We start from the raw sequence: 23176 nt of genomic DNA, 5'->3' as shown, positions 1-23176 counted from the left end.
CAGAAAATATTCAGCGCTCATCAGCGAATAAATCCGCGCCAATCAGCGAGAAAAAAATAAGGATAAATGAAAAACACAACCATCCACTTTATTACAGGAGGACAACGCTCAGGGAAAAGCCGTTTTGCGCAGGAACTGGCGTTTTCAAAAAGTGACACTCCGGTTTACCTGGCCACTGCACGTATCTGGGACGATGATTTTAAAGAACGTGTGCAGCGCCACCAAAATGATCGGGGCAATAACTGGACAACGTTGGAAATTCCGGTAAAAATTTCTCAGGCAGAAGTAGAAGGAAAAGTAGTGGTACTCGACTGTATAACCTTGTGGCTGACCAATCTTTATTTTGATAATCAGAATTTACATATTGATGAAATACTGGAATTGGCAAAAAAGGAGCTAAATGAGTTGTTTGAGAAAAACTGCACTTTGTTTATCATCTCCAACGAAATAGGAATGGGCGGGCATGCTGAAAATGCGTTGGCTCGGAAATTTGCCGATTTACAGGGCTGGGTAAATCAGTTCATAGCAAGCGTTGCCAACGAGGTAACTTTAATGGTTTCAGGGCTTCCACTAAAAATAAAATAACAAAACCATCTGCGAAAATTAGCGAAAAAAATCCGCGTAAATCTGCGAGAAACAAAAGCAAATAATTATGGCAATAACAACAAAAACAGGAGACACCGGGCAAACTTCCCTTTTCGGGGGAAGCAGGGTAAACAAAAACCACATTCGTATTCGTTGCAACGGATTGATTGATGAAGTGAATGTTCGGATTGGAATGTTGCTGTCCGAATTGTCCGACAACCATAAATGGGAAAGTCGTTTATTGAGCATTCAGCGCGATATTATGCTGATGATGTCGCACATTGCAACACCGGCAAATTCTTCAAAACCAAATAAAAAACCACATGCCGAAAAAGGCTTGGTTGCTTGTGAAACATGGATTGAAGAGTTAAACGATTTTCTAAAAGATGAAAAGCTGGCGTTTGTTCTGCCAGGCGGAAATAAAGTGGCCTCGTTGTGCCATTTTGCGCGCACCGGAATACGCACCGCCGAACGGGAATTGGTGGAGTTAAATCAGACAGAGCCGGTTGCTGATTATATCCTGCAATATTTTAACCGGATGAGCGATTTATTCTATTTGCTGGCCATTGTTGAATTAAAACAAAGCAAGGTGAAAGTGGAGAAATTTATGCTCTTACCTTCCCAAAAATCAAAAGATGGGAAACAATAAAACATCAGCATTTTTAATTGCTGCGCCCAAAAGTAATTCAGGCAAAACCATGGTTTCCCTGGCATTGATGAAAGCCCTAGTAAATCGGGGAATAACCGTGCAACCCTTTAAATGCGGCCCCGATTATATCGACCCGATGTACCATACAAAAATCGCAGGTCGTACTTCGTATAATTTAGATTCGTGGATGGCGTCGGATGAGCATGTTCGTACCGTTTTTGAAAGGAATTTACCACAATCCGGAGTGGCAGTTGTTGAAGGTGTTATGGGCTTGTTTGATGGCGCTCAAAAAGACAAAGGAAGTTCAGCTGAAATTGCCAGATTATTAAATATTCCGGTAATTCTGGTAGTTGATGCAGCGAGCATGGCATATTCAGCGGCCCCGCTTCTGTTTGGGTTTAAAAACTTCAATAAAGCAATAACCATTGCCGGAGTTATTTTTAACAAAGTCAGTGGCGAGTCGCATTACCGTTTTTTAAAAGAAGCAGCTAAAGATGCCGGTGTTGAACCGCTGGGCTATCTTCCTGACGACGGACGTTTGGCGGTAAAATCGCGTCACCTCGGATTGCACCTTCCGGGAGAAAACAAACAGGAAATATTTGATATTGCGGCAGAATTGATTGAGCAAAATATTGATATTGACTTTTTACTGGAGTTGACAAAAAGACCTGAAAAAACAAAATATACAAAGCCGCCAAAGTCTGAAAAAAAGCTCAAAATTGCATTGGCATACGACGAAGCTTTTAACTTTTCCTACGCCGCCAATTTAGATGCAATGCAGCGTGTGGGAACGGTTGTTCGTTTTAGTCCGATTCATGATAAAGAGGTGCCTGCTGCCGATTTGCTCTGGCTTCCCGGCGGTTATCCTGAGCTTTTTGCACGGCAACTGGCTGAGAATAAAACCTTGCAAGAATCGATAAAAACATTTATTGAGAACGAGAAGATGGTGATTGCTGAATGCGGTGGAATGATGTATCTCGGAAAGGAGATTATTGACGAAAATGGTGAAAGCAGTTCAATGTGTGGCGTTTTCAATATCTGCACCAGTTTTGAAAATAAAAAATTGCATTTGGGTTATCGGCAAATCAAACACAAGGAATTTGAATTAAAAGGGCACGAATTTCATTATTCAAATTTAATTCAACATGAACCCGAAACAACGAATATTGAAGTAAAAAATGCACGTGGAATTCCGGTTGAAATGCCAGTGCTTCGTTATAAAAATTGCTGGGCATCGTATATGCATCTATACTTGGGCGAAGAAGGAAAGTTAGAAGAATTTCTCTCTGGAAAATTCAGCGAAAATCTGCGAAAAAATCCACGTTAATCTGCGAGAAAAAGAAAGAAAATATGAATAAAGGAACATTTACAGGAGTTGGATTAGGTCCCGGAGAACCGGAGCTGATAACCTTAAAAGGCTTTCGGGCATTGCAGGCCGCCGACATCATTTTTTATCCTGTCTCTTCATTGGAAAACGGGCAACATCGTTCGTTTTCAGCAAACATTTTAGACGGCCTGGAAATTAATAAGCCTTGCGAGCCACTTCTGTTTCCTATGAAAGGAAAGGAGACCCAGAAATTTTACAACGAAGCTTTTCTTCGAATAAAAGACGAATACGAAAACGGGAAAAATGTGGTGTTGGTAAGCGAAGGCGATTTATTTTTTTACAGCACCTTTGGTTATGTTTTTAAACTGGCAAAAGAGGCAAAAATCCCCTGCCGGTTAATTCCCGGGATTCCGGCTTTTATTGCCGCTTCTGCTTTGGGAGAACAACCGCTGGTAGAAAAAACAACCGGGCTGGAAGTGATGGCCAAACCCGAAAGTTTTGATGCAATTTCAGAAGCTCTGAAACGGCAGTCAACCTTCGTTATTATGAAAATGAGTGTGTTGGATGGATGGCATTCATTTCTGAAAAATTGTGGCCGTTCATTTTTATATGCCGAGCGCGTGGGAACCGGAAATGAGTTTTTTACCAGCAATGCCGATGAGTTGGAATTCCGACGGATTCCTTATTTCTCATTGCTTATTGTTTATCCTGAAAATGAATGAATTTGGTAATTATGATTTTATTTGCGTCATCTGCGAAAAAATCAGTATAAATCAGCGAGAAAAATGAAAATTTACTGTATCGGAATAGGCCCCGGCGATGAAAAATATTTGACACCGGAGGCCACACAAGCCATCAAAAACTCGGATGTTTTGGTAGGCTACAAATATTATATGAGCTATGTTGAGCATCTGACCGAGGGAAAAGAGCAAATTAGCACGGGCATGAAAAAAGAACAGGAACGTGCCGAAGCCGCTTTTTCTGAAGCTGAAAAAGGAAAGACGGTAGCTGTAATAAGCAGTGGTGATGCCGGTGTGTATGGAATGGCTCCCTTGCTTTGGGAATTAAAGCAGAAAAATAATTCGGCGGTTGAGATTGAAGTAGTTCCCGGAATAAGTGCGATGTTTGCCGCAGCTGCAAAATTAGGAGCGCCACTGGGACATGATTTTTGTTCCATTTCCATGTCGGATTTACTTACCCCCTGGGAAAAAATTGAAAAGCGGATTAAAGCTGCTGCCGAAGCCGATTTTATCACTGCCATTTATAATCCGGTAAGTCGTGGCCGTTTTTGGCAACTAATGCGGCTAAAGGAATTGTTTCTGAAAGTCCGTTCCCCGGAAACGCCTGTTGGGATTGCTCGTCAGGTTGGACGGGAAGAGGAAAGCACAGAAGTAATTTACCTAAAAGATTTGGATGCTTCCATGGCCGACATGTTTACGGTGATTATCATTGGGAACAGTCAAACACGGAAATTTGGCGACCAAATGATAACGCCACGTGGTTATTTGTCGCGGCAAACCGAAAATAAATCTAACGATAAAGTGGGGCGGCAAATTATGAATGAGAGTTTTCGCACCATTTTGCAGGAAGTTAATTTTGCAGGGAAGTCGTTGGAACATATTTGGGTTGCTTTGCACTGTATTCACACCACAGCCGATTTTCAATTAAATGATTTTATCGAATTAAAAAACAATGTGGTTTCTGCGCTGTACGAAAAATTTCATTCAGGAAAACCACCGGTAATTGTCACTGATGTATCAATGGTTACCCGTGGAATTCGCAGTGCTGTTGCTGAGAAATTAGGTTTGAAAATTAAATGTTATTTGGATGACGAGCGTGTTAAAACATTGGCAGAAGAAAAAGGAATAACGCGAACTCAGGCCGGAATTCGTTTGGCGGTAGAAGAGCACCCCGATGCCGTTTTTGCTTTTGGAAATGCTCCAACAGCATTAATTGAATTGGTTAAACTGGTGCGTAATGGAAAGGCAAATCCAGCCGGAGTAATTGCGGCTCCTGTGGGTTTTGTGAATGTTCAGGAAAGCAAGTGGCAGCTAAAATACGGGTGTCCCCATATTCCTGCAGTGTTTGTAAATGGTCGGCGCGGGGGCAGCAATGTGGCAGCTACCATCATCAATGCCATTTTAAGCTGGAACGAGGCCAAGGCAATGCATCCGGGAGAGGGACTATGAATTATTTCTCCTGATTTATGATAAAATGTTTGTAAAGATATGATACTGGTAAAATGTAGAATATTTATAAATTGAAGGATGGTAATTTGGAATTTTAAATTTGTGATGAACGTCCTGAAAGGACAAATTATTTTAGCCCAAGGCAACGCCTTCGGGTATAATATAAAATATTAACCCCGCCCTGAAAGGGCAACTTAATACAACTTAATTATGTCACAATCATTATCTCAACTATTTGTACATATTATTTTTCATGTTAAGAGAAATTCGTGCTTGATTCGCCCCCGAGAAAAGGATGAATTATATGCGTATATGGGAAGTATAATAAAGGATAATGATTCAATCCCAATCATTATTAATGGCGTGGGAGACCATATTCATATTTTGTGCGTAATGTCTAAAAATATAACGTTGGCTAAATTGGTTGAAGAGATAAAACGTCACAGCAGTCGATGGATAAAAACGAAAGACACTTATTATTTGAATTTTGCCTGGCAGGCAGGTTATGGAGCTTTTTCTATTAGTCCGTCGCTACACGAAAAAACAAAGCGTTACATCGAAAATCAGGAACAACATCATACAAAGATGACATTTGAGGAAGAATATTTATTGTTTTTAAAAGAATATGGCATCGACTATAATGAAAAATATTTGTGGACAGATTAAGCTGCCCTTTCAGGGCGAACAAAATTCGAGTTTTTATTCCCGAGGCGTTGCCGTCGGATTAAAGTAATCAAGGCTTTCAGCCTAAAGTATTTCAAATAGAGAAAAACATTCACCTGCGAGAAAAAATTAGAAACAAATTGAAAATAACAATAATAGGAATATACGATAAACAACCGGAGTTTACGGAGGAGCAACAAAAAACAATTTCGGAATCACAATATTTTGCAGGAGGGAAACGGCACTATGAATTGGTAAGAAAGCAACTTCCTAAAAATGCGAAATGGACGTTTATTACTGCTCCGTTAACAACTTTGTTTGATGAGATAAAAAATACACAAACAAACTGGCTGATTTTTGCCTCGGGCGACCCCTTGTTTTTTGGAATTGGAAATACTTTAAAACGCGAATTCCCCAATGCAGAATTTAAAATATTTCCTGTTTTTAATTCGCTACAACTGCTGGCTCACCGCTTTCGAATAAATTATGGCGAGTTCAAAACCGTTTCGCTTACCGGCCGCGATTGGCACGAGTTTGATAAAGCGCTCCTTCAGGACGAAAAACGTTTGGCCATTTTAACCGATCGCAAAAATACACCAGCTACCATTGTTGCCCGAATGTTGGATTTCGGCTACAATAATTATCATATGTTATACGGCGAATGTTTGGGTGGCAATGACGAACGAACAGCAGAATTTTCAATTCAAAAGGCAGCTGATTTTAAATTTTCTCATCCCAACTGTTTTTTTCTGGAAATGACTGATGAACGAGTTCCACGTAAAGGAATTCCGGAAACTGAATTTGAAATTCTGGAAGGCCGCCCTAAAATGATTACCAAAATGGCTGCGCGTTTAACTACGATTGCGGCCTTGGAATTACACACTAAAAAAGTGTTCTGGGACATTGGCGCCTGCACCGGAAGTGTTTCTATTGAGGTGCGTTTGCAATATCCACACTTAAAAGTGACTGCTTTTGAAAGACGGGAAGAGTCGCGGGTACTTATTGAAAAAAACACAAAGAAATTTCAAACGCCCGGAATTGAGCTTTTTATTGGCGACTACATGGAAGTTGAGAAAGAAAACATGGAACAACCCGATGCTGTATTTTTAGGCGGTTACGGTGGAAAAATGGACGTTATTCTTGATGATGTACACCAACATTTAACGGATGAAGGAATTATCGTTTTTAATTCTGTAAGCGAAAAAAGTGAAAATAACTTCCTAAACTGGGGCGAACGAAATAATTACAAACTTCAATTAAAACAAAAACTGGCGGTTGACGAACATAATCCAATTACCATATTGGCAATTAAAAAACAATAGAATAAGCGATAATCTGCGTAATAAATCAGCGAACATCAGCGAGAAAAATAAGATATGATTTCAATAATAACACATTCAGAAAAAGGGAAAATACTGGCCGAAAAATTACTGGCAAAAGAATCCGAAGCAGAACTGGTTCAAAAACCTATTGACTATAAAAAATTATGGCAGTCGGGCAATGCACTGGTTTTTATTGGCGCGCTCGGAATTTGTGTCCGCGAGATTGCTCCGTTTCTAAAAAATAAGAAAACCGACCCGGCGGTAATTAACATTGATGCCAATGGTCAATTTGTACAGCCGGTGGTTTCCGGGCATGTTGGCGGTGCAAACGAGTTGGCTAAAAAACTGGCCAACTTACTAGGCGCTGTTCCGATAATTACAACTGTTAGCGATACTTCAAAACTCTGGCCGCTGGATGTTTTGCCGCGGCAATTTAACTGGAAAATGGAATGTGCCGGGAATCTCACCCGTTTGATGGGACGTTTTGTAAACCGAAAAAAAACTGCTTTGCTGCTGGAAGCCCGTGATAAAGGAACCTTGTTTCTTGAATCTGATTGTCCCGATTTTGTTGATGTGTTTTTCGCAGCAAAAGATATTGGAATAGAAAATTACGAACTGATTTTGGCAGTCACTCCATTTTTATATGATTTTGATGAAAAAGCTATTTTTTACCGTCCGCCAATGGTGCATTTAGGATTGGGATGTCAGCGGGGAATTCCGTCCAACGAATTTCAAGAAATGCTGGAAATAAGTTTAAAAGAGCAGCGTATTTCGCAATTATCAATTACTTCTTTGGGGACAGCCGAACTCAAAAAAGATGAAGATGCTTTTCTGCATCTAGGCGAAAAATGGAATCTTCCGTTGCAGAATTTTGCCGGAGATGTTCTTTCAAAATATGAAGTTCCGAATCCTTCTGAAAAAGTGGAAACGGTTACTGGGAGCGCTGGTGTGGCCGAAGCAGCAGCCATGCACTTGTCGCAAAATAATTTATTGGTTGAAAAAACAAAACTGAAAGCAGGCGATAAATATTTTACCTGGGCAGCTGCCCTGGATGCTCAAAAAGAACGCAAAGGGTTTGTGGAATTTGTAGGAGCCGGTCCCGGCGACCCGGAATTGGTTTCGGTAAAGGGAAAACGTTTGTTGCAAACGGCTGACTATATTTTGTATGCCGGAAGCCTTGTTCCGCGAGAGCTAACTGAATACGCAAAATCGGGTTGTGTGGTAGAAAGTTCTGCCGGAATGGATTTACAAACTCAACTTGATAGTATGAAACGCTTTTACGATCGCGGATTGTCCATTGTGCGACTTCACACGGGCGACCCATGTATTTACGGCGCTATTCAGGAACAAATGGCGATTATGGATGAGTGGGGCTGGAATTATCATATTACGCCGGGCATTTCTTCTTTTCAGGCAGCGGCGGCAGCTTTGCGCTCACAGTTCACCATTCCGGAAGAAGTACAAACCATCATTCTTACCCGTGGCGAAGGACGCACTCCCATGCCCGAAAAAGAGCAACTGCATAAACTGGCGCAGTCGCAAAGTACCATGTGTATTTATTTGAGTGCGGCAATTGCAGAAAAAGTACAAAGCGAATTAATGGCGCATTATCCGGCGGAAACGCCGGTGGCTGTGTGCTACAAATTAACCTGGCAGGATGAGAAAATTTATCGGTGTACCCTGGAAACGCTTGCGCAAACCGTAAAAGAAAACAAGCTAAAAATGACAACGCTGATTGTGGTTGGAAAAGCTATTGATAACCGCTCGGGCGAATCAAAATTATACGGCCGAAAGTTTGCCCATGCTTTTCGGAAAGGGAAGTAAATATTTTTTTCTCGCTGATATTCGCAGATTTCTGCGAATATCAGCGAGAACATCAGCAAAAATCAGCGGGAAAAGATTGATATGGTTTTAGTTTTCGGCGGCACAACAGAAGGGAAAAAAACAGCAGAAATTCTCGATTTTATTGAGGAACCCTATTTTTATTCTACAAAAACTGACGTTCATTCTGAATGGAAAGGAAAATCAATTTCAGGCGAAATGGACGTAATGAAAATAGTGGAATTTTCCCTTCAAAATAAAATTCGCTTGCTAATTGATGCTGCTCATCCTTTTGCACTTCAACTGCACAGAAATATTTATGAAGCTGCCAAACAATTAGATGTTCCGATTTTGCGGTACGAAAGGGAATATGAAGAATTACAAAAAATAAAAAACGTTACTTTTTTTGATTCTTACGAACATCTTTCCATTGAAATTCTCAAAAGTAATTTCCAACGAATATTATCATTAACTGGAGTTCAGACAATTCTGTTATTGAAAAAAATATGGGAAAACCGAACCTGTTTTTTTCGTATTCTGGATACGGAGCTAAGCCTGCAAAAAGCAGCACAAACAGGTATTCCTGAAGAATGGATTATTCCGATGACTCCATCCGACAATGCAGATGAGTTACTTCAATTGGCAAAAAGAACAGGAGCCGAGATTTTGCTGAGTAAAGAAAGCGGGGCTTCCGGTTTTATGGATAGTAAAATAGTGGTTGCAAATCAGTTAAATATTCCGCTGTGGATTGTAAAACGGCCTGCGTTGCCCAACTTCGATTTTACTGTGTATTCAGAAAAACAACTGCTTCAGCAAATTTATGTTTTACGAAAAAGCGTTTTAAAAAAGGAAGGCGAATTGCGCTCCGGTTTTACCACCGGAACTTGTGTTACGGCAGCAGTAAAAGCCTGTTTTATGGCTTTGGCAGAAGGAGCTTTCCCAAAATCAGTAGAAGTTTTTTTGCCCGATGGAGAGCAAACAAGTTTTTTAGTCTTCCCGGAATCGCTGTCTGAAAAGTCTGCCACCTGCACTGTTATTAAAAATGGCGGCGACGACCCCGATGTAACCCATGGAAAAGAAATTGGTTGTGAATTGATTTTATCGGAACAACAGGGCATCCGTTTTTTGCAGGGCAAAGGCGTTGGAAAAGTTACTTTACCTGGTTTGCAGCTTCCTGTGGGTGAGCCGGCAATTAATCCGGTTCCTCGAAAGATGATTACGGAAGCACTGGAAACATTGGCCGATGAATATGATATGGATGCTGGTTTTGATGTAAAACCATTTGTGCCGGAAGGAGAGGAGTTGGCCAAACAGACTTTTAATCCGCGAGTGGGTGTTGTGGGCGGAGTTTCAATTATTGGGACTACCGGCAAAGTAAAACCATATTCAAACGAAGCTTTTTTAGCGACCATTAAATATCAACTGTCGGTAGCATATAAGTTAGGACTTGACGAGGTTGTTTTTACCTCGGGAAAACGAAGTGAAAATCAGCTTCGTTCTGAGTTCCCACACTTGCCAGACACGGCTTTTATCCATTTTGGCAATCTGGTGGGCGATTCAATAAAATTAGCTGTTCAGCAAAACATAAAAAAAATTAATCTGGCTCTTATGTTTGGGAAAGCTATAAAACTTGCTGGAGGCAACTTGGATACACACAGTAAAAACGTTCGTTTCAATCCGACTTTTCTTGCGGGAATTGCGCGAGATTGTGGATATCAGGATAATGTTATTCTTCAAATTGAAAATTTACAAATAGCTAATGCTATTTTTTCTATTTTACCTATCGGTGAGAATAAAAGTTTTTATAAAAAAATAGCAAAAAAATGTTTTGGTGTGTGCAATTCTGCACTCCCTCAAGGCTACTTACTTGGTTTTATTCTTCTTTTAAGCGGAGAAAACAACATAGAAGTAAATAGTTTTTGCAAGAAAACATGATTAATACATTACTCCCGTTTTAAAGCAGTCCCTAACGATTTTTATCAGAATTTCTTAATTCTTAAAACTTCGAAAATTTAATCTTCTCATGCTTTTATCAAAAAAGCAAATATTTTTAATGAAATAATCCGGCATTTTTTTGGAGATAGTTTCTTAAATCAGTTTAGCATATTCCCAACTTTTATCCCAAGATAAACAGTACGAGGCAACGTCGATCCGTATATATATCCCGGATCACGGTCAATTCCTTCATCGAAGTCATTTTGATAGGAATTGAATATGTTTTTCATTCTACCAAAAATCCGTAAAGTAGCACCATTAAGTTTAAAATCCGGATCGTTTGTACGGACAACCTGTTGGGAACCGGAAGTTTCAATATTAAGGTCCTCATCAAAAATTTGAGTGGCCTTATATCACTGTGAATAGCTTAAGCGCCCTTGAAAATTGCTTTAGCTGATTTTATTAATTTATTCATCTTGCATTTTATTGATCTGCAAAACAAAGCAATATTTTTGTTAAATAGAATCCATGCTTATGAGGTTTTTGAAACAAATCTGGATAAAAATGAGATCCAATACTATACCTTTTTTGATGATAAATAGGGATATTATGCAATGAACGTTGCCAAAAAGATTGAACTCAAAAGTGCTATTAACAATTAGTTTTTTGTATTTGATCGAGGAATAAAATTACATTTCATTCTTTATTTTTGCATCATTCAATTTTATTATGAAAAGTACATACCCTGAATCCATAATTTAATATCTTTACAGGGTGTTACGTTTTTGTAAAAAAGTGTTACTATTGTTATAAAAATAAAAATATGGCCTGGTTTTTTGAAAGAAAAGATGAAATTCCCCCTGAGCAGCTTGAATTGCTGGTAAAAAAAAGTGCCCAAGAATGTTTGGCTCGTATTAATTCATCACCGAAAAAAATTTTATTACTACCTCCTGATATTACTCGCAGGCATTCGGGGGCTGGAAAAATAACCAACCTCTTGTATCATTTTTTTGCTTCATCGGCTGACGTGTATGTGATGCCTACACTGGGACAACACCTTCCCCATACACCTGAACAAAACCGGTGGATGTTTGGCGATATTCCTGAAAAAAAAATAATAAAACACGACTGGATAAAAGATGGGAAGCATTTGGGATTTATTTCTGCTGCATATGTTGAAAAAATAACCGATGGAAAAGCCAACTGGGAAATCCCGGTTAATATTAACCGACTTATTATAGAAGAAAAATGGGACATCATTCTTAATATTGGCCATGTTGTGCCCCACGAAGTGCTGGGCTTTGCCAATCACAACAAAAACTATTTTATCGGTCTGGGCGGAAAAGAGATGATCTGTGCCTCTCACATGGCCGCGGCCTGTTATGGCATTGAAAACAATCTGGGCAATCTGGTAACTCCATTGCGCCATTGTTTTAACAAAGCGGAATCGGAATATTTCAGTGAACTTCCTGATGCTTATATTCAGGTGGTAATGAAATATAATCAGCAGGGGAAACTGGTTCACAGTGGTTTTTATTGTGGCGACGATGTTGATACCTATTTGATGGCTGCCGAGCAATCGAAGGCTGAAAATATTACCATTGTGCCCCCGCTGAAAAAAGTTGTAGCCGTTATGCAGGGCGACGAATTTTTTAGCACATGGGTGGCCAACAAAGCTATTTACCGCACCAGAAAGGCGATGGCCGACGGCGGTGAACTGATTATAATTGCTCCCGGGCTGAAACGATTTGGCGAGCAGGATGAGGTAGACCAGATTATCCGCAAATATGGCTATTCGGGAACACCTGCAGTTATGAAAGCCTGGAATGAAAATTACGAGTTACAGGATCTTACCCATGCAACTGCTCACTTAATCCATGGTTCGTCGGAAGGACGGTTTAAAATTACCTATGCACCGGGTCATCTTTCGAAAGATGAAATAGAAAGTGTAAATTTCAATTATCTCCACTATCAAAAGGCAATGGAACTTTATGACCCGGCAAAAATGAAGGATGGCTTTAACACCCTTCCCAATGGTGAAGAAATTTATTTTATCAGCACACCATCGGCCGGATTATGGACAACAAAGGATAAACTAAATGATAAGAATTAATATATAGAAATCATTTCAAATATTTCCCTATCCATCGTTCAAAAACAGAACGGTGAACAATGCGGTAATGTGGATGATAAGTTTCCTCGTAATATTTACTATGGTGCATAACTACATCGCCTTTTGAGAATAACTGGTCTATGAGTTTTTCATCGGATTCTATTCCGGGAACATTGGGTTTTACTTTTTTGATAATAGCAAGAACTTCGTTCCACTCTTTTTCCCAGCTTTCCAAATCAGGGTTCCGGGCTAGTATTGCGCTTTCAATCATTGCCAGTAGCAATGTATCGCGTGGAATAGTTCCGTTTTTTACCAACTGAAGATTAATGCGGTAATAATCGTGGTTAATTCCCAATGCCTGATATGGTAAGGTATCTGTCCATCCAGGCTGTTTTAGTTCCCAATCGAGATATTTTCCGGCTTGTGTCGTGTCTGGTATCAGGTGTCCAGAGCCATAAGCATCCTGAAAATAATTTTTGTATAAATCGGCCAATCGTGCACCGGGATAATATTTCAGCTCATCATTAATAAACTGTTTAATTCTTTTCTCTCGGTCATCTGCAAATATGGTCATTGATAAAAACAAAAGAATAAATACAAGTGAGATCTTCATAGTAGCGATTTTAAAAAATCAAAAATAATGATTTAAAAATCAATAGATTTAAAAATATTACACCTATGTTTAAACAGAACCTTAAAAATCAAGTCAGATTTTCCACAAATTTTCTTTGGCTAAAAAGGTTTTGTCCCATGTCTACAAATCTTTTTCCCAAAGCTTTTTATATGATGAAAGAAAGATGAAATTCGGGCTTGAAATATATGCAATTATTAACAACTAAAAATTTCCTCCACTTGCAACCACATAATCAAAACGATAGGTTGGATTAGGGCGTCCTGGACTGAAGCTCTTCATTACGATAATCCGGGACTTTAAATTATCATTTGTGTGGAAAGAAAGCGTATCCCGTACTATTCTTTCCAAGGTTTCCGGGCTCATTTCAACACGGGCATTTAATGTCAATCTTGCCTGTTCGCTTTCTCCTGCTGAACCTTTGAAACTCAAAGTTTCTTCTTTTCCTGTGAGGTTTCCGGTAACAAAACGATTTCCAGACTCCAAAATAAGTTTAACATGGCCTACCGATGTATCTAGGTTGTCAAATTTTTTACTTAAACCGCATAAAAGATTTCGCGCAAAAATATCCCAGTCAATAGATTTCCCGCTTAACTCAATGGTGCTGTTTAGCCAGCCCAGGACAGCTTCGCCTTCGGCATAAACATTGTAATCTACTTCTATCAGCCGTTTCCCTGCATCACTGCGGCTCAATACTTCGTTTAACCAGCTTTCTATTCCATCTCCTGTAACAACACCGATAGTTTTAACCTCAGCACCGGGATAACTGATTTTTGTCTTTTCTGTTAACAGGGTCAGTTCATCTGCAGACAATAAATCTGTTTTACTGATGAGAATAATGTCGCTTTCTTCCAGTTGTTTTTTGAAAATGTAAGCCGCACTTGGGTGCAGGCCTGCATGTCCGCCATTCAGGATATCAGCCAGACGAACAGGATCTGCCAGAACCGTAAGCGGACTAACCAGCAGTTCACCTTTCAGGTTTTGTTTAAGTGGTTGTAAAATTGTAGCCGACAGGTCGGTACAACTTCCCACCGGTTCAGCAATAATTACATCTGCTTCGGCTTCTTTTTTCAATTTCTTTGTGGCATCAATCAGACTGGGAAAATTGCAGCAGAAGCAACTCCCATTCACTTCAGCAACTTTTACTTCATCGCGCAATAAAATGGCTGTATCAACCAGTTCGGAAGCCTGGTCGTTGGTTATCAGACCAACACGTTGTCCCTTTTTCATAAGGATTTGGGCTGCCTCCCATAATAGTGTTGTTTTCCCTGCCCCCAGAAAGCCTCCTATCAATATCAATCTTGTTGTTTTCACCGATGAAATTTAATTATTATATTATCAACCGCTATTATTTCTAACCAAATAAAACCAGTAAAAAAGTGCCAGGCACATCTCCTTTAAATTCTTTTGTTAGCTGCATGCGCCACATTTAGTTACTATTTCCCGGAAAATAACCTGCTTCTTCCAGCATTTGCCAGGCCATTGTTGGTGTAAATCCCCGCCCATCTTTTGTATCTGGGTTGGTATCCCTTGGATTGGCGCCTACTTCGGCATACAATTGATTGACACCTGCCAGCAGGCTCATCTGGGTAGGTTCGTGAACATTCATAGAACGGGAAGGTTTGATGACCAGGTTTGTCACAGCAACTATTTTTGTCAATTCCATAGCGTTGATTTGCCCGTGGTTAAACAGTGGGGTTCCCTGTACTGGAATTCTTCTCATGACAGCCATTGCATCTATGGGGAACTGACTGGCAAAATAAATTGAGTCCAGAATTTCTTCGTAGCTGTGTTCCGGCCCTATCGGCTCAATGCAATAATAAAGTTCAAGTCCTGCTTTAACAATGTTCTCAATTGTTTTTTCCCTGAGCTGAGGCTCAATTAGAGTATCAATACCTTCTCTTAATCGCTTAATATGATAAGCTCCCGTTATTCCAATGGCTTTTAATTCTTTGGCTGTTTCAAGGTCAAAATCACCCACGTTGGCAACAAAGCGCACCTCTTCCGGGAGTAACGTTCGAACTTCGGTAGCAATTTTGATAAACTTTTTAATGGAATAGTCGGCTGTTGCCATCAGGAAAAAATCGTCCATCCCTTCGCTTAAAAGTTGTTGAATTTCAGGTTTTAAATCCTCAACCCCTTTTTGCCACCTTTCACCAATAGAATAATGGCTCATTCCCAGGGAACAGAATTTACAATCTTTGGAACACGGTTCTGCATTCATCCCGATTTGTGCAAAAACATATCCCCTGTTTCCGAATTGTTTCCGACTTTGTTGGTTCGATAAGTCAATCATCTGATAGAATTCACTGGATTTGTTATCCACGTTTAGCCAGTATAATGCTGCATCTCTATTCATGATATTTTGATTAGTTGATTTGATAATTATTTTGAATTATAAATTACAACAGAAATCAGCAGGCAAGTGCATTTCTTCGAGAAAGTTGCCCAGAATTTCTTCCAGTTCATTTATTTTTTCAAGGTCAAGACAATAGACAATTTTAGCACCTTCCATATGTCCGTATATCAGTCCTGCATTTTTTAATTCCTTCATGTGTTGGTTTACCGTTGCTCGGGTGAGAGGAAAATTTTCCGAGATATCCCCGGTGAGACATTTCCTTGTTTGGGCAAGAAATTGAAGAATTTGCAATCGTGCCGGGTGCGAGAGCGCTTTGAACAGATTGGCTCTTTTTTGGAGTTCTTCACCAAATTGGTCAGTTTTAGCAGCTACCATTTTTCTATTATTTTAGTTTTGATGTAAACATACATCAAAATAATGTACCAGTAGATATTTATTTTGTTAATAATAAGTTAAGAGTAAAGACATATCTACTTGCAGTTATACTTTCTAAAAACACGCTTTTCTTCTATATTCTAAGGGCGTTACACCAAACTTCCGTTTAAAAGCGGTACAAAAATGTGTATGGTGTTCATAGCCGATTTGTTCAGCTATTTCCGAAATATTTAGATTCTTATTATGTATTAAAAGATTAGAGGCTTTATTCATCCGAAATTCAAAAAGATAGCCAAACACAGTGTTATCAAACATTTTCTTGAAATAATGCTTTAAGGCAGTATCGCATATTCCAATTTGAAGTGCCAACTCGTGAATACCTGGAGGATTAACATAACTGTTTTCCAAAATAAATTTAGCTTCAATAATCTTATTTCTTAAATTTTCAGGGATATAATTATAAGGAACATTTGATTTTTGACTTAACAGTCGTGCAAAAAGTTCCAGCGTTTTTGATTCAATATACAGTTCGGCCGTATTACCCAAAAGGTGAGCTTCGTTTATTTGTTGTAATATTGACAAAATCTCCTGGCTAAAAAAAGGACTGTTTTCGTACAACATAAAGTTTTTTTTCATCGAATATTGCCGGTGTAAATTTTCAAAAATGTGCGGATATTTGTTTGTCAGGGTATCAAAATAAGTTTTGGATATTATTATATCAGTAGATTCATTTTGTTTGCCTTTACTTAAAAAGTTGGTGTAATTATTAATACCTGAAAAACAGAAAAGATTGAAAGAATTTTGTTTTAGTTCATAATTGTCTCCTCTGTTATACGAAAAGTGTGAATTCCCTTTTTTCATAAAAGTCAGGCATAACATTTCGCCGCAGGTTTCCCCAATTAGTTTAACGTCTTTGAGAATATTATACCTGCAGTTGCTAATACAAATATTCGGCAGATGAGTTTCGGTCAATCTGAAGTTTCCAAAATGCTCATTAATCTTCTTTTCGTTTCCCAGATAATTTGCGGTTTTGTCCAACTTATGAAAATTTTCGGTCCGGATAATTTCATTTAATTCACCATCATACATCGCGTAAATCATTTCAATTTGTCTTTAGGTTAAAGAAATTTGTCTTTTCACGTAAGCCCCGCCAAAAGTTACCGTGTATTTTTGCTATGACTTTATTTAGACTTATTTAAAACAAGAGTGTAAAAATAAGGTAATACGGGATGGATCACAATCCCTAAATATTAGGATATGAAGCATCGTTTGGTTTTAACAATAGTTCATTTGAAATTAGTTGATACAGAAAATAGAAAGATGCAGATGTTAAATGTGTATTGATGAAAAAATAGTATGGATAAAAACTTTTATGTCTGCCTGTTAGCCATTTTGTGGTAGTAATAACAAAGTGTTTTTTCTAAAAAGGCCATGTTATTTATTAAAAACTGCGGCTTTATTTCACTGTAATTCATCTGTTTTATTTATCGACGAATTAAATAAAATTAAAAACATCATATTACCATGCTTCCAATCCATTAGTTAATAAAAGGATTAAAATGCAAAATAAACAAATGAATAAATACAATTTATTCCTACCGCTTATAACAATCCTGTCGTTATTTCCAGCGATGATTTCGGCTCAAACTATATTTACAGGTATTGTTCGCGATGCACGAACAAAGGAACCGCTCCCGGGGGTAAATATTGTTGTAAAAGAATCGTGGCAAGGAACGGTAACAGACCAGGAAGGGCAATATCAAATTACCTTTTCCGGCGAAACCTGTACAATCCTGTTTTCTTCTATTGGCTATGAAAGTGTTAGTAAAGAGGTAAGTGACACACAAGATAAAACTACGCTCAATGTTTTATTGAAAGAGTTAGTTACAGAGATTAACGAAGTGAAAGTAACCGGGAAATCCAAGGCACGCGAAATTAGGGAACAGGCTATGCCAATTTCGGTAATAACGATGCACGAACTGCAAGGTACGGTTAGTGATGTTAGCGATGTACTTTCAAAAACATCAGGAGTTCAAATTCGCTCTTCGGGAGGAGAAGGAAGTACCTCTCGAATATCTGTTCGTGGCTTAGAAGGAAAACGCATAGGATTTTTTATCGATGAAACTCCTTTAAACGACCAAACAGATTTTCTTGACCTGAATGATATCCCCATTGACCTTATTGACAGGGTAGAAATTTACAAGGGTATTGTACCGGCAAAATTTGGCGGTTCTGCCGTTGGGGGCGCTGTAAACATTGTCCTGAAAGAATATCCGCCAAGTTATCTTGATGCCAGTTATTCCCTTCAATCCTTTAATACACACAAAGCGAGTACCATTTTTAAACGAAATAAGAACGGTTACGAATTTGGCCTCGGCGGGTTTTATACCTATTCCGACAACAACTATGAAATGGAACTTCCTTTACAGCCGGGCAAATATGTAACCAGGGACCACGATAAATTTAGAAAATTAACTATTGGAGGAGGTTTTACTTCCAGAAGGTGGTGGTTTGATGAAGTGGTATTCGAACCGGCCGTGATTTTTACAAAAAAAGAAATTCAGGGTATTGAATATAATATCCAGGAGGCAACAAGTTTTGCAGATGCCTATGTACTTGCAAACCATAGCGAGAAGACAAATTTTTTTATCGAAGGATTGGATTTGGATTTTAGCAATGCTTATGCTTACACAATTTATTGCTTTCAGGACAAAGCCAAGCAACGTTATTCATGGGATGGAGAAATCAGGCCGCCAGTTACTGATTATGGTGGTGAAATCGGGGTTCAACCTAATGATGTTTATAACCAGAAACATACATTCTTGCAAAAAACGAACCTGAACTACCTTATGGACGGGCGTAATTCCATCAACTTTAATTCACAGTATAATTTTGCCAGGGGGATTCCCAGCGATACACTTCTGGACAAGGTTATCGGTTATAAAACACTTTTTAACAGCAGCATGAATAGTTGGGTAACCGGGTTATCTCATGAATTCAATTCAACAAACAAAAAGTTTACCAATGCTTTTACCATTAAATACTACTACTATTCCATGCAAACCAGATTGGTTGATTTGTATAGGGCGAGCACTACAACGGTTCCCGAAGATATTGATATGAAAAATCATGACTTTGGAATCAGTAATGCGATAAGATACAGAATTAGCCCGGATTTTTTGGTAAAATCCTCTATGGCTCATGATGTGAGGCTACCTGCCGAAAATGAACTGTTAGGCGATGGTTTTATAATTGCCCCTTCCGGTAATCTCGAACCCGAACGTAATACAAGTTTCAACCTTGGTTTTATGTACGATTTAACCGGGATAAATAGCAATCGTTTCCAGGTTGAATTAAACGGATTTTACATGCATTTGGAGGATATGATACGTTTTACCGGCGGCCCGTTACAAAGTAAATATGAGAATTTTGGAGAGATGAGGACTTTGGGGGCTGAAATTGAAGCGAAATGGGATGTCACGAACTGGTTATACATTTGGGGCAACACAACATACCAGGATTTAAGGGATACCCGCGAATACGAACCTGGTTCATCGGTACCAAACCCTACAAAAGGCGACCGCATTCCTAATATACCTTATTTCTTTGCCAATGCGGGTATCGAATTACATGCAGCTAATTTGTTTGGAGGCACAGGGCAAAATACCCGTTGGTTTACCGATGGTTCTTTTGTCGAGGAATATTTTTACGATTTTGAACAAAGCATCTATCAGGAACGCCGGATTCCCAGAACTTTTACCATTAATTCAGGCATAGAACACAGTCTGAAAAATCAAAGTGTTTTTATTAGCCTCCAGGCAAATAACCTGACCAATGCAAAAGTATTGTCAGAGTTTAACCGCCCCTTACCAGGCCTGAATTTTGGAATGAAAGTGCGATATGTTTGGAAATAAACATTAATAAAAAATATATGAAAATAATGAAAATCAAATCGATAGCTATTGTTTTAAGCCTTGTGGCGATTGCTTTTATATCATGCGAAAAAGATAACGATGATAAGCCGTTGGTTGAAAATGGTAAAATATTGGTATCAACGATGTTACCAAATCCTGACGGGTGGTCGGGTTCTACATATATGCAATTAATGGCAAACATGGAGCCAAAAGCTTTAACCAATGCAACTGCACTGCCTCTTTCATACAGTAGTGTGCCAATTGTATGTGGCAACGACGTCTATGCATTGCCGGGATGGGGCGGCGAAACGGATATCCTGACAAAATATTCCAGGATAGACGGTGAATTGGTAGAACAAGGAGAGTGTCCTTTACCGGAGCAATCATGGGCAACCAATGTTGTTACAAAAGGAAATTCTGCGTATATATCATGCCCCGGTAACGGAAAAATCCTGGTTTTAAACCACCAAACCATGGAGTTAATAACAGAGATTGACCTAAGTTCTTATGGAGCAGGAGACCAGAATCCTGACCCATCATCAATGCTTATCAGGGATAATCTTTTGTTTGTGGGGTTAATACAAATGGTTGGAGGATATTATCCTGCCCCTGAACGCCCTTATTCTGACATATTGATTATTAATACCGATGACAATGAGATTGTTAAAATGATAACACAAAGCACAGCCGGAATTTCATACCCGACAAGGGCAATTGACCCATTTTCAATATTTATGGACGAAAACAATGATATTTATATTGTAGGGCTTGGTTGTTTTGGCGCAATGCACAATTCCGGTGTGCTCAGGATTAAAGCCGGTGAAACCGAATTTGATGATAGCTACCAGTTTATTTTTAACACAACTGCTATTGAAGGAGAAAGTAATCCGACAGATTATATGCATGCGGTAAATTATTATGGAAATGGAAAAATGTATGCAACAGCCGACATCCCGGCATATTATAGCGACCCGATGAATTACATTGAAGACAGGGCTGTTGTTCCTGTTGAAATTGATTTGAACGCAAGAACCATTAAAGCTCTTGGATTTCCACGGAGCAATGCTTTTGGTGTTTCAGTTGGAATTTTCGAGGACCAGGTTGTTTTTGGCCTTGCTACTGAATCATCCAACGGGTTCTTTACTTACAATCCGTCAACCGGTACAACAAGTACTTCGGCGGTTATCACTACAGAGGGTTATCCTTATTCATTTGTCGCATTTGAAGACTAAAAACTTTAAACAGTGAATTCATAAGGTTTAAGCTCAGTAACATGAAACTGATAAACAAAACATTAAACGGCCAAATAACATTCTGTCCCGAGAGTGATGTATTTCATCTGGAATTTGGCAATGTTCTTTTGACCCTCACATTAGATGAACTGCGTAGTTTTAAAGAATATGTTTATTCAATTGATCCACATTATTACTTGCATCATAACAGAAACGCTTTTAATAACCGCAAGTTGCTGTTAAAAGTTGATAATAGTAGAATCATGTTTTGTGTTTACAAAAGCGAATTTTTTGAATTAAAACTTTTACTGTCGATGCAAAAAGAGACCTGGATGTTAAATCCGGGGAAAGTATATTTTAATAACATATTAATATTTAATTAAGATGAAAAATACAGTAGTTCTTTATGGTTCAACAACCGGAAATACTGAAACAATTGCCAAAACAATTGCCAGAGAATTGGATGCAGCTATTTTTGATGTAGCTACACAACCCACCTCCGAAATACATAAATATCAAAATTTAGTATTGGGAACATCAACGCTTGGGATAGGCGATTTGCAGGATGACTGGGATGCTTTTCTTCCAGCTTTCAAAAAAACAGAACTGGCAGGGAAGAAAATTGCTCTTTTCGGACTTGGTGACGCTGATATGTACCCCGACTCATTTGTTGATGGCATGGGGATAATTTACAAAGCAATTAGAGATAAAGGCTGCATTATAATTGGCCAGACGGACATTGATGGCTATGATTTTGACGATTCGTCTGCTTTAGTTGACGGTAAATTTGTCGGCCTACCACTGGATGAAGACAACCAGAGCGATTTAACAGATGAACGTATTGAATCATGGGTGGAGCAAATTAAAAGGGAATTTGATTAAAAAAACAGGGTGTTAAATTTTAAATAAACAAAAATGGAAACACATTATTATGACATTTATAAAAAAGTTTATTCAGGGATGGGTGAATTGGCCAAAGAGAACCCTGAACTAATGAAAGGATTTGGGATGCTTCATAAAACCAATTCTTCAGATGGAGCTTTAACTAAGAAAGAGAAAGAATTACTGGCTGTTGCCATTGCTATAGTCGTGCATTGCGAAGGATGTATAGCCTGTCATGTTAAAGATGCTCTTCAGTCCGGTGCAACTCACAACCAGATAGTGGAGGCTATTGGGGTAGCTATCCTCATGGGTGGTGGCCCGGCGTTGGTTTACGGAACAATGGCACTGGATGCCTTAAAAGAATTTGAAGGAATGGAGAATAATTAACTTGTTTTAAAAAGGGCAAAGCAAATTACAATTTCCATCTCTCTAATTTATCACAAATTGGAGTTACAAAAGACACTTTTATGTTTCCCATGTAAACGACCAGGCTTCATTTATGCAAATACAAAAAGAAGATATTCGAAAAATTATTCTGAAGGCAGCACGCAAAGAATTCATAGAAAATGGATTTAAAGATGCTTCCATGAGGAGTATTGCAAAAAATGCGGGAGTAGGACTAAGTAATATTTATAACTACTTCAGAAATAAAGATGAAATATTCCGTGAAGTTCTATCCGGATTACTACATGCGATAGATTCTGCAATGAAAGAACATAACAATCCTGATTATATCAGCATTGATATTTTCAGCTCAGAAGAATATATGCGTAGACAGATTGATATGTTCGTTGAATTGATTGAAAATCATAAAGAAGATTTCAACCTGTTACTGTTTAAAGCGTCAGGTTCTTCGCTTGAAAATTTTCGTAATGAGATAATTGATACTCATACCGAGACCGGAATTGAATATATCGCCCTGATGAAACAAAAGTATCCGGAAATTAACAGTAGAGTATCGAACTTTTTTATTCATATCATGAGTTCTTGGTGGATAAGCATAGTAGCCGAACTGGTAATGCATGATTTGTCTCATAATGAATTAGAAGAATTCATTCGTGAATACATGGAATTTGGCACTGCTGGATGGAAAAAAGTAATGCGGGTAGAAAATTATTTTTTTGAACAAATATGAACATTGTTCTTTTTTGAACGGGTTTAGTAAAAATAAAAATCAAA

The 23176-nt window shown here is 38.7% G+C and carries 22 protein-coding genes; 16 read left to right on the top strand and 6 right to left on the bottom strand.

The annotated features are described in order from the left end of the window. The first annotated feature begins 66 nt into the window (after positions 1-66). The 9 genes from K5G00_RS22885 to cbiD all read left to right on the top strand — a co-directional run bounded on the left by K5G00_RS22885 (position 67) and on the right by cbiD (position 10491). Positions 67-585: a bifunctional adenosylcobinamide kinase/adenosylcobinamide-phosphate guanylyltransferase gene (locus K5G00_RS22885; RefSeq protein WP_238768795.1), complete on the top strand. Its 519-nt coding sequence runs from the start codon at positions 67-69 to the stop codon at positions 583-585. A 67-nt stretch (positions 586-652) separates the two neighbouring features. Continuing rightward, positions 653-1234 carry a cob(I)yrinic acid a,c-diamide adenosyltransferase gene (locus K5G00_RS22880; RefSeq protein ID WP_238768794.1) on the top strand — a complete coding sequence of 194 codons (582 nt, stop codon included), beginning with the start codon at positions 653-655 and terminating at the stop codon, positions 1232-1234. Next, the gene (locus K5G00_RS22875; protein WP_238768793.1) at positions 1221-2561 is read left to right on the top strand and encodes a cobyrinate a,c-diamide synthase; all 1341 of its coding nucleotides are present in this window, start codon (positions 1221-1223) and stop codon (positions 2559-2561) included. The genes K5G00_RS22880 and K5G00_RS22875 overlap by 14 nt, the downstream gene beginning before the upstream one ends. Positions 2562-2584: 23 nt before the next feature. Further along, a complete protein-coding gene (locus tag K5G00_RS22870) occupies positions 2585-3283 on the top strand; it encodes a precorrin-2 C(20)-methyltransferase (RefSeq protein WP_238768792.1) in 699 nt (232 codons plus the stop codon). Between the two features lie 63 nt (positions 3284-3346). Next, positions 3347-4750, top strand: a complete 1404-nt coding sequence (gene cobJ / locus K5G00_RS22865; RefSeq protein WP_238768791.1) for a precorrin-3B C(17)-methyltransferase — start codon at positions 3347-3349, stop codon at positions 4748-4750. A gap of 210 nt (positions 4751-4960) precedes the next feature. Continuing rightward, positions 4961-5416: a transposase gene (locus K5G00_RS22860; protein WP_238768790.1), complete on the top strand. Its 456-nt coding sequence runs from the start codon at positions 4961-4963 to the stop codon at positions 5414-5416. A 137-nt stretch (positions 5417-5553) separates the two neighbouring features. Further along, positions 5554-6735: a precorrin-6y C5,15-methyltransferase (decarboxylating) subunit CbiE gene (gene cbiE, locus K5G00_RS22855; RefSeq protein WP_238768789.1), complete on the top strand. Its 1182-nt coding sequence runs from the start codon at positions 5554-5556 to the stop codon at positions 6733-6735. Positions 6736-6789: 54 nt separating this feature from the next. Beyond that, entirely contained in the window at positions 6790-8559 is a 1770-nt protein-coding gene (gene cobM / locus K5G00_RS22850; protein WP_238768788.1) for a precorrin-4 C(11)-methyltransferase, read from the top strand. An 81-nt stretch (positions 8560-8640) separates the two neighbouring features. Next, positions 8641-10491 (top strand): cobalt-precorrin-5B (C(1))-methyltransferase CbiD, encoded by a 1851-nt coding sequence (gene cbiD, locus K5G00_RS22845; RefSeq protein WP_238768787.1) that lies wholly within the window; start codon positions 8641-8643, stop codon positions 10489-10491. 158 nt (positions 10492-10649) lie between these two features. On the opposite strand, the gene K5G00_RS29855 is transcribed toward cbiD, so the two are convergent. Further along, entirely contained in the window at positions 10650-10781 is a 132-nt protein-coding gene (locus tag K5G00_RS29855) for a hypothetical protein (protein ID WP_262921424.1), read from the bottom strand. A 533-nt stretch (positions 10782-11314) separates the two neighbouring features. Between K5G00_RS29855 and K5G00_RS22840 the strand changes: the two genes are divergently transcribed. Further along, the gene (locus tag K5G00_RS22840) at positions 11315-12604 is read left to right on the top strand and encodes a lactate racemase domain-containing protein (RefSeq protein ID WP_238768786.1); all 1290 of its coding nucleotides are present in this window, start codon (positions 11315-11317) and stop codon (positions 12602-12604) included. Between the two features lie 10 nt (positions 12605-12614). Here K5G00_RS22840 and K5G00_RS22835 read toward each other — a convergent pair whose 3' ends face one another. The 5 genes from K5G00_RS22835 to K5G00_RS22815 form a co-directional block, all read right to left on the bottom strand. Continuing rightward, the gene (locus K5G00_RS22835; protein WP_238768785.1) at positions 12615-13217 is read right to left on the bottom strand and encodes a hypothetical protein; all 603 of its coding nucleotides are present in this window, start codon (positions 13215-13217) and stop codon (positions 12615-12617) included. A 222-nt stretch (positions 13218-13439) separates the two neighbouring features. Beyond that, complete coding sequence (locus K5G00_RS22830; RefSeq protein WP_238768784.1) at positions 13440-14549, bottom strand: GTP-binding protein; 1110 nt, start codon at positions 14547-14549, stop codon at positions 13440-13442. A 115-nt stretch (positions 14550-14664) separates the two neighbouring features. Beyond that, positions 14665-15594: a biotin synthase BioB gene (locus K5G00_RS22825; RefSeq protein WP_238768783.1), complete on the bottom strand. Its 930-nt coding sequence runs from the start codon at positions 15592-15594 to the stop codon at positions 14665-14667. Positions 15595-15630: 36 nt separating this feature from the next. After that, the gene (locus K5G00_RS22820) at positions 15631-15969 is read right to left on the bottom strand and encodes an ArsR/SmtB family transcription factor (RefSeq protein ID WP_238768782.1); all 339 of its coding nucleotides are present in this window, start codon (positions 15967-15969) and stop codon (positions 15631-15633) included. 114 nt (positions 15970-16083) lie between these two features. After that, the gene (locus tag K5G00_RS22815; protein ID WP_238768781.1) at positions 16084-17070 is read right to left on the bottom strand and encodes an AraC family transcriptional regulator; all 987 of its coding nucleotides are present in this window, start codon (positions 17068-17070) and stop codon (positions 16084-16086) included. A 458-nt stretch (positions 17071-17528) separates the two neighbouring features. Between K5G00_RS22815 and K5G00_RS22810 the strand changes: the two genes are divergently transcribed. From K5G00_RS22810 to K5G00_RS22785, 6 genes are all read left to right on the top strand, one after another. Then, the gene (locus tag K5G00_RS22810; RefSeq protein WP_238768780.1) at positions 17529-19883 is read left to right on the top strand and encodes a TonB-dependent receptor; all 2355 of its coding nucleotides are present in this window, start codon (positions 17529-17531) and stop codon (positions 19881-19883) included. Positions 19884-19909: 26 nt separating this feature from the next. Beyond that, positions 19910-21115 (top strand): hypothetical protein, encoded by a 1206-nt coding sequence (locus K5G00_RS22805; RefSeq protein ID WP_238768779.1) that lies wholly within the window; start codon positions 19910-19912, stop codon positions 21113-21115. 41 nt (positions 21116-21156) lie between these two features. Next, positions 21157-21498, top strand: a complete 342-nt coding sequence (locus tag K5G00_RS22800) for a DUF6686 family protein (RefSeq protein ID WP_238768778.1) — start codon at positions 21157-21159, stop codon at positions 21496-21498. A 1-nt stretch (position 21499) separates the two neighbouring features. Further along, positions 21500-21997, top strand: coding sequence for a flavodoxin (locus K5G00_RS22795; protein WP_238768777.1), 498 nt, complete (start codon positions 21500-21502; stop codon positions 21995-21997). A 33-nt stretch (positions 21998-22030) separates the two neighbouring features. Further along, positions 22031-22384: a carboxymuconolactone decarboxylase family protein gene (locus K5G00_RS22790; RefSeq protein ID WP_238768776.1), complete on the top strand. Its 354-nt coding sequence runs from the start codon at positions 22031-22033 to the stop codon at positions 22382-22384. Between the two features lie 112 nt (positions 22385-22496). Then, positions 22497-23132 (top strand): TetR/AcrR family transcriptional regulator, encoded by a 636-nt coding sequence (locus K5G00_RS22785; RefSeq protein WP_238768775.1) that lies wholly within the window; start codon positions 22497-22499, stop codon positions 23130-23132. Positions 23133-23176 lie beyond the last annotated feature (44 nt).

The organism is Maribellus maritimus, assembly GCF_022267315.1.
GTDB classification, from domain to species: Bacteria; Bacteroidota; Bacteroidia; order Bacteroidales; family Prolixibacteraceae; genus Draconibacterium; species Draconibacterium maritimum.
This window is presented reverse-complemented; position numbering and strand designations above follow the sequence as displayed.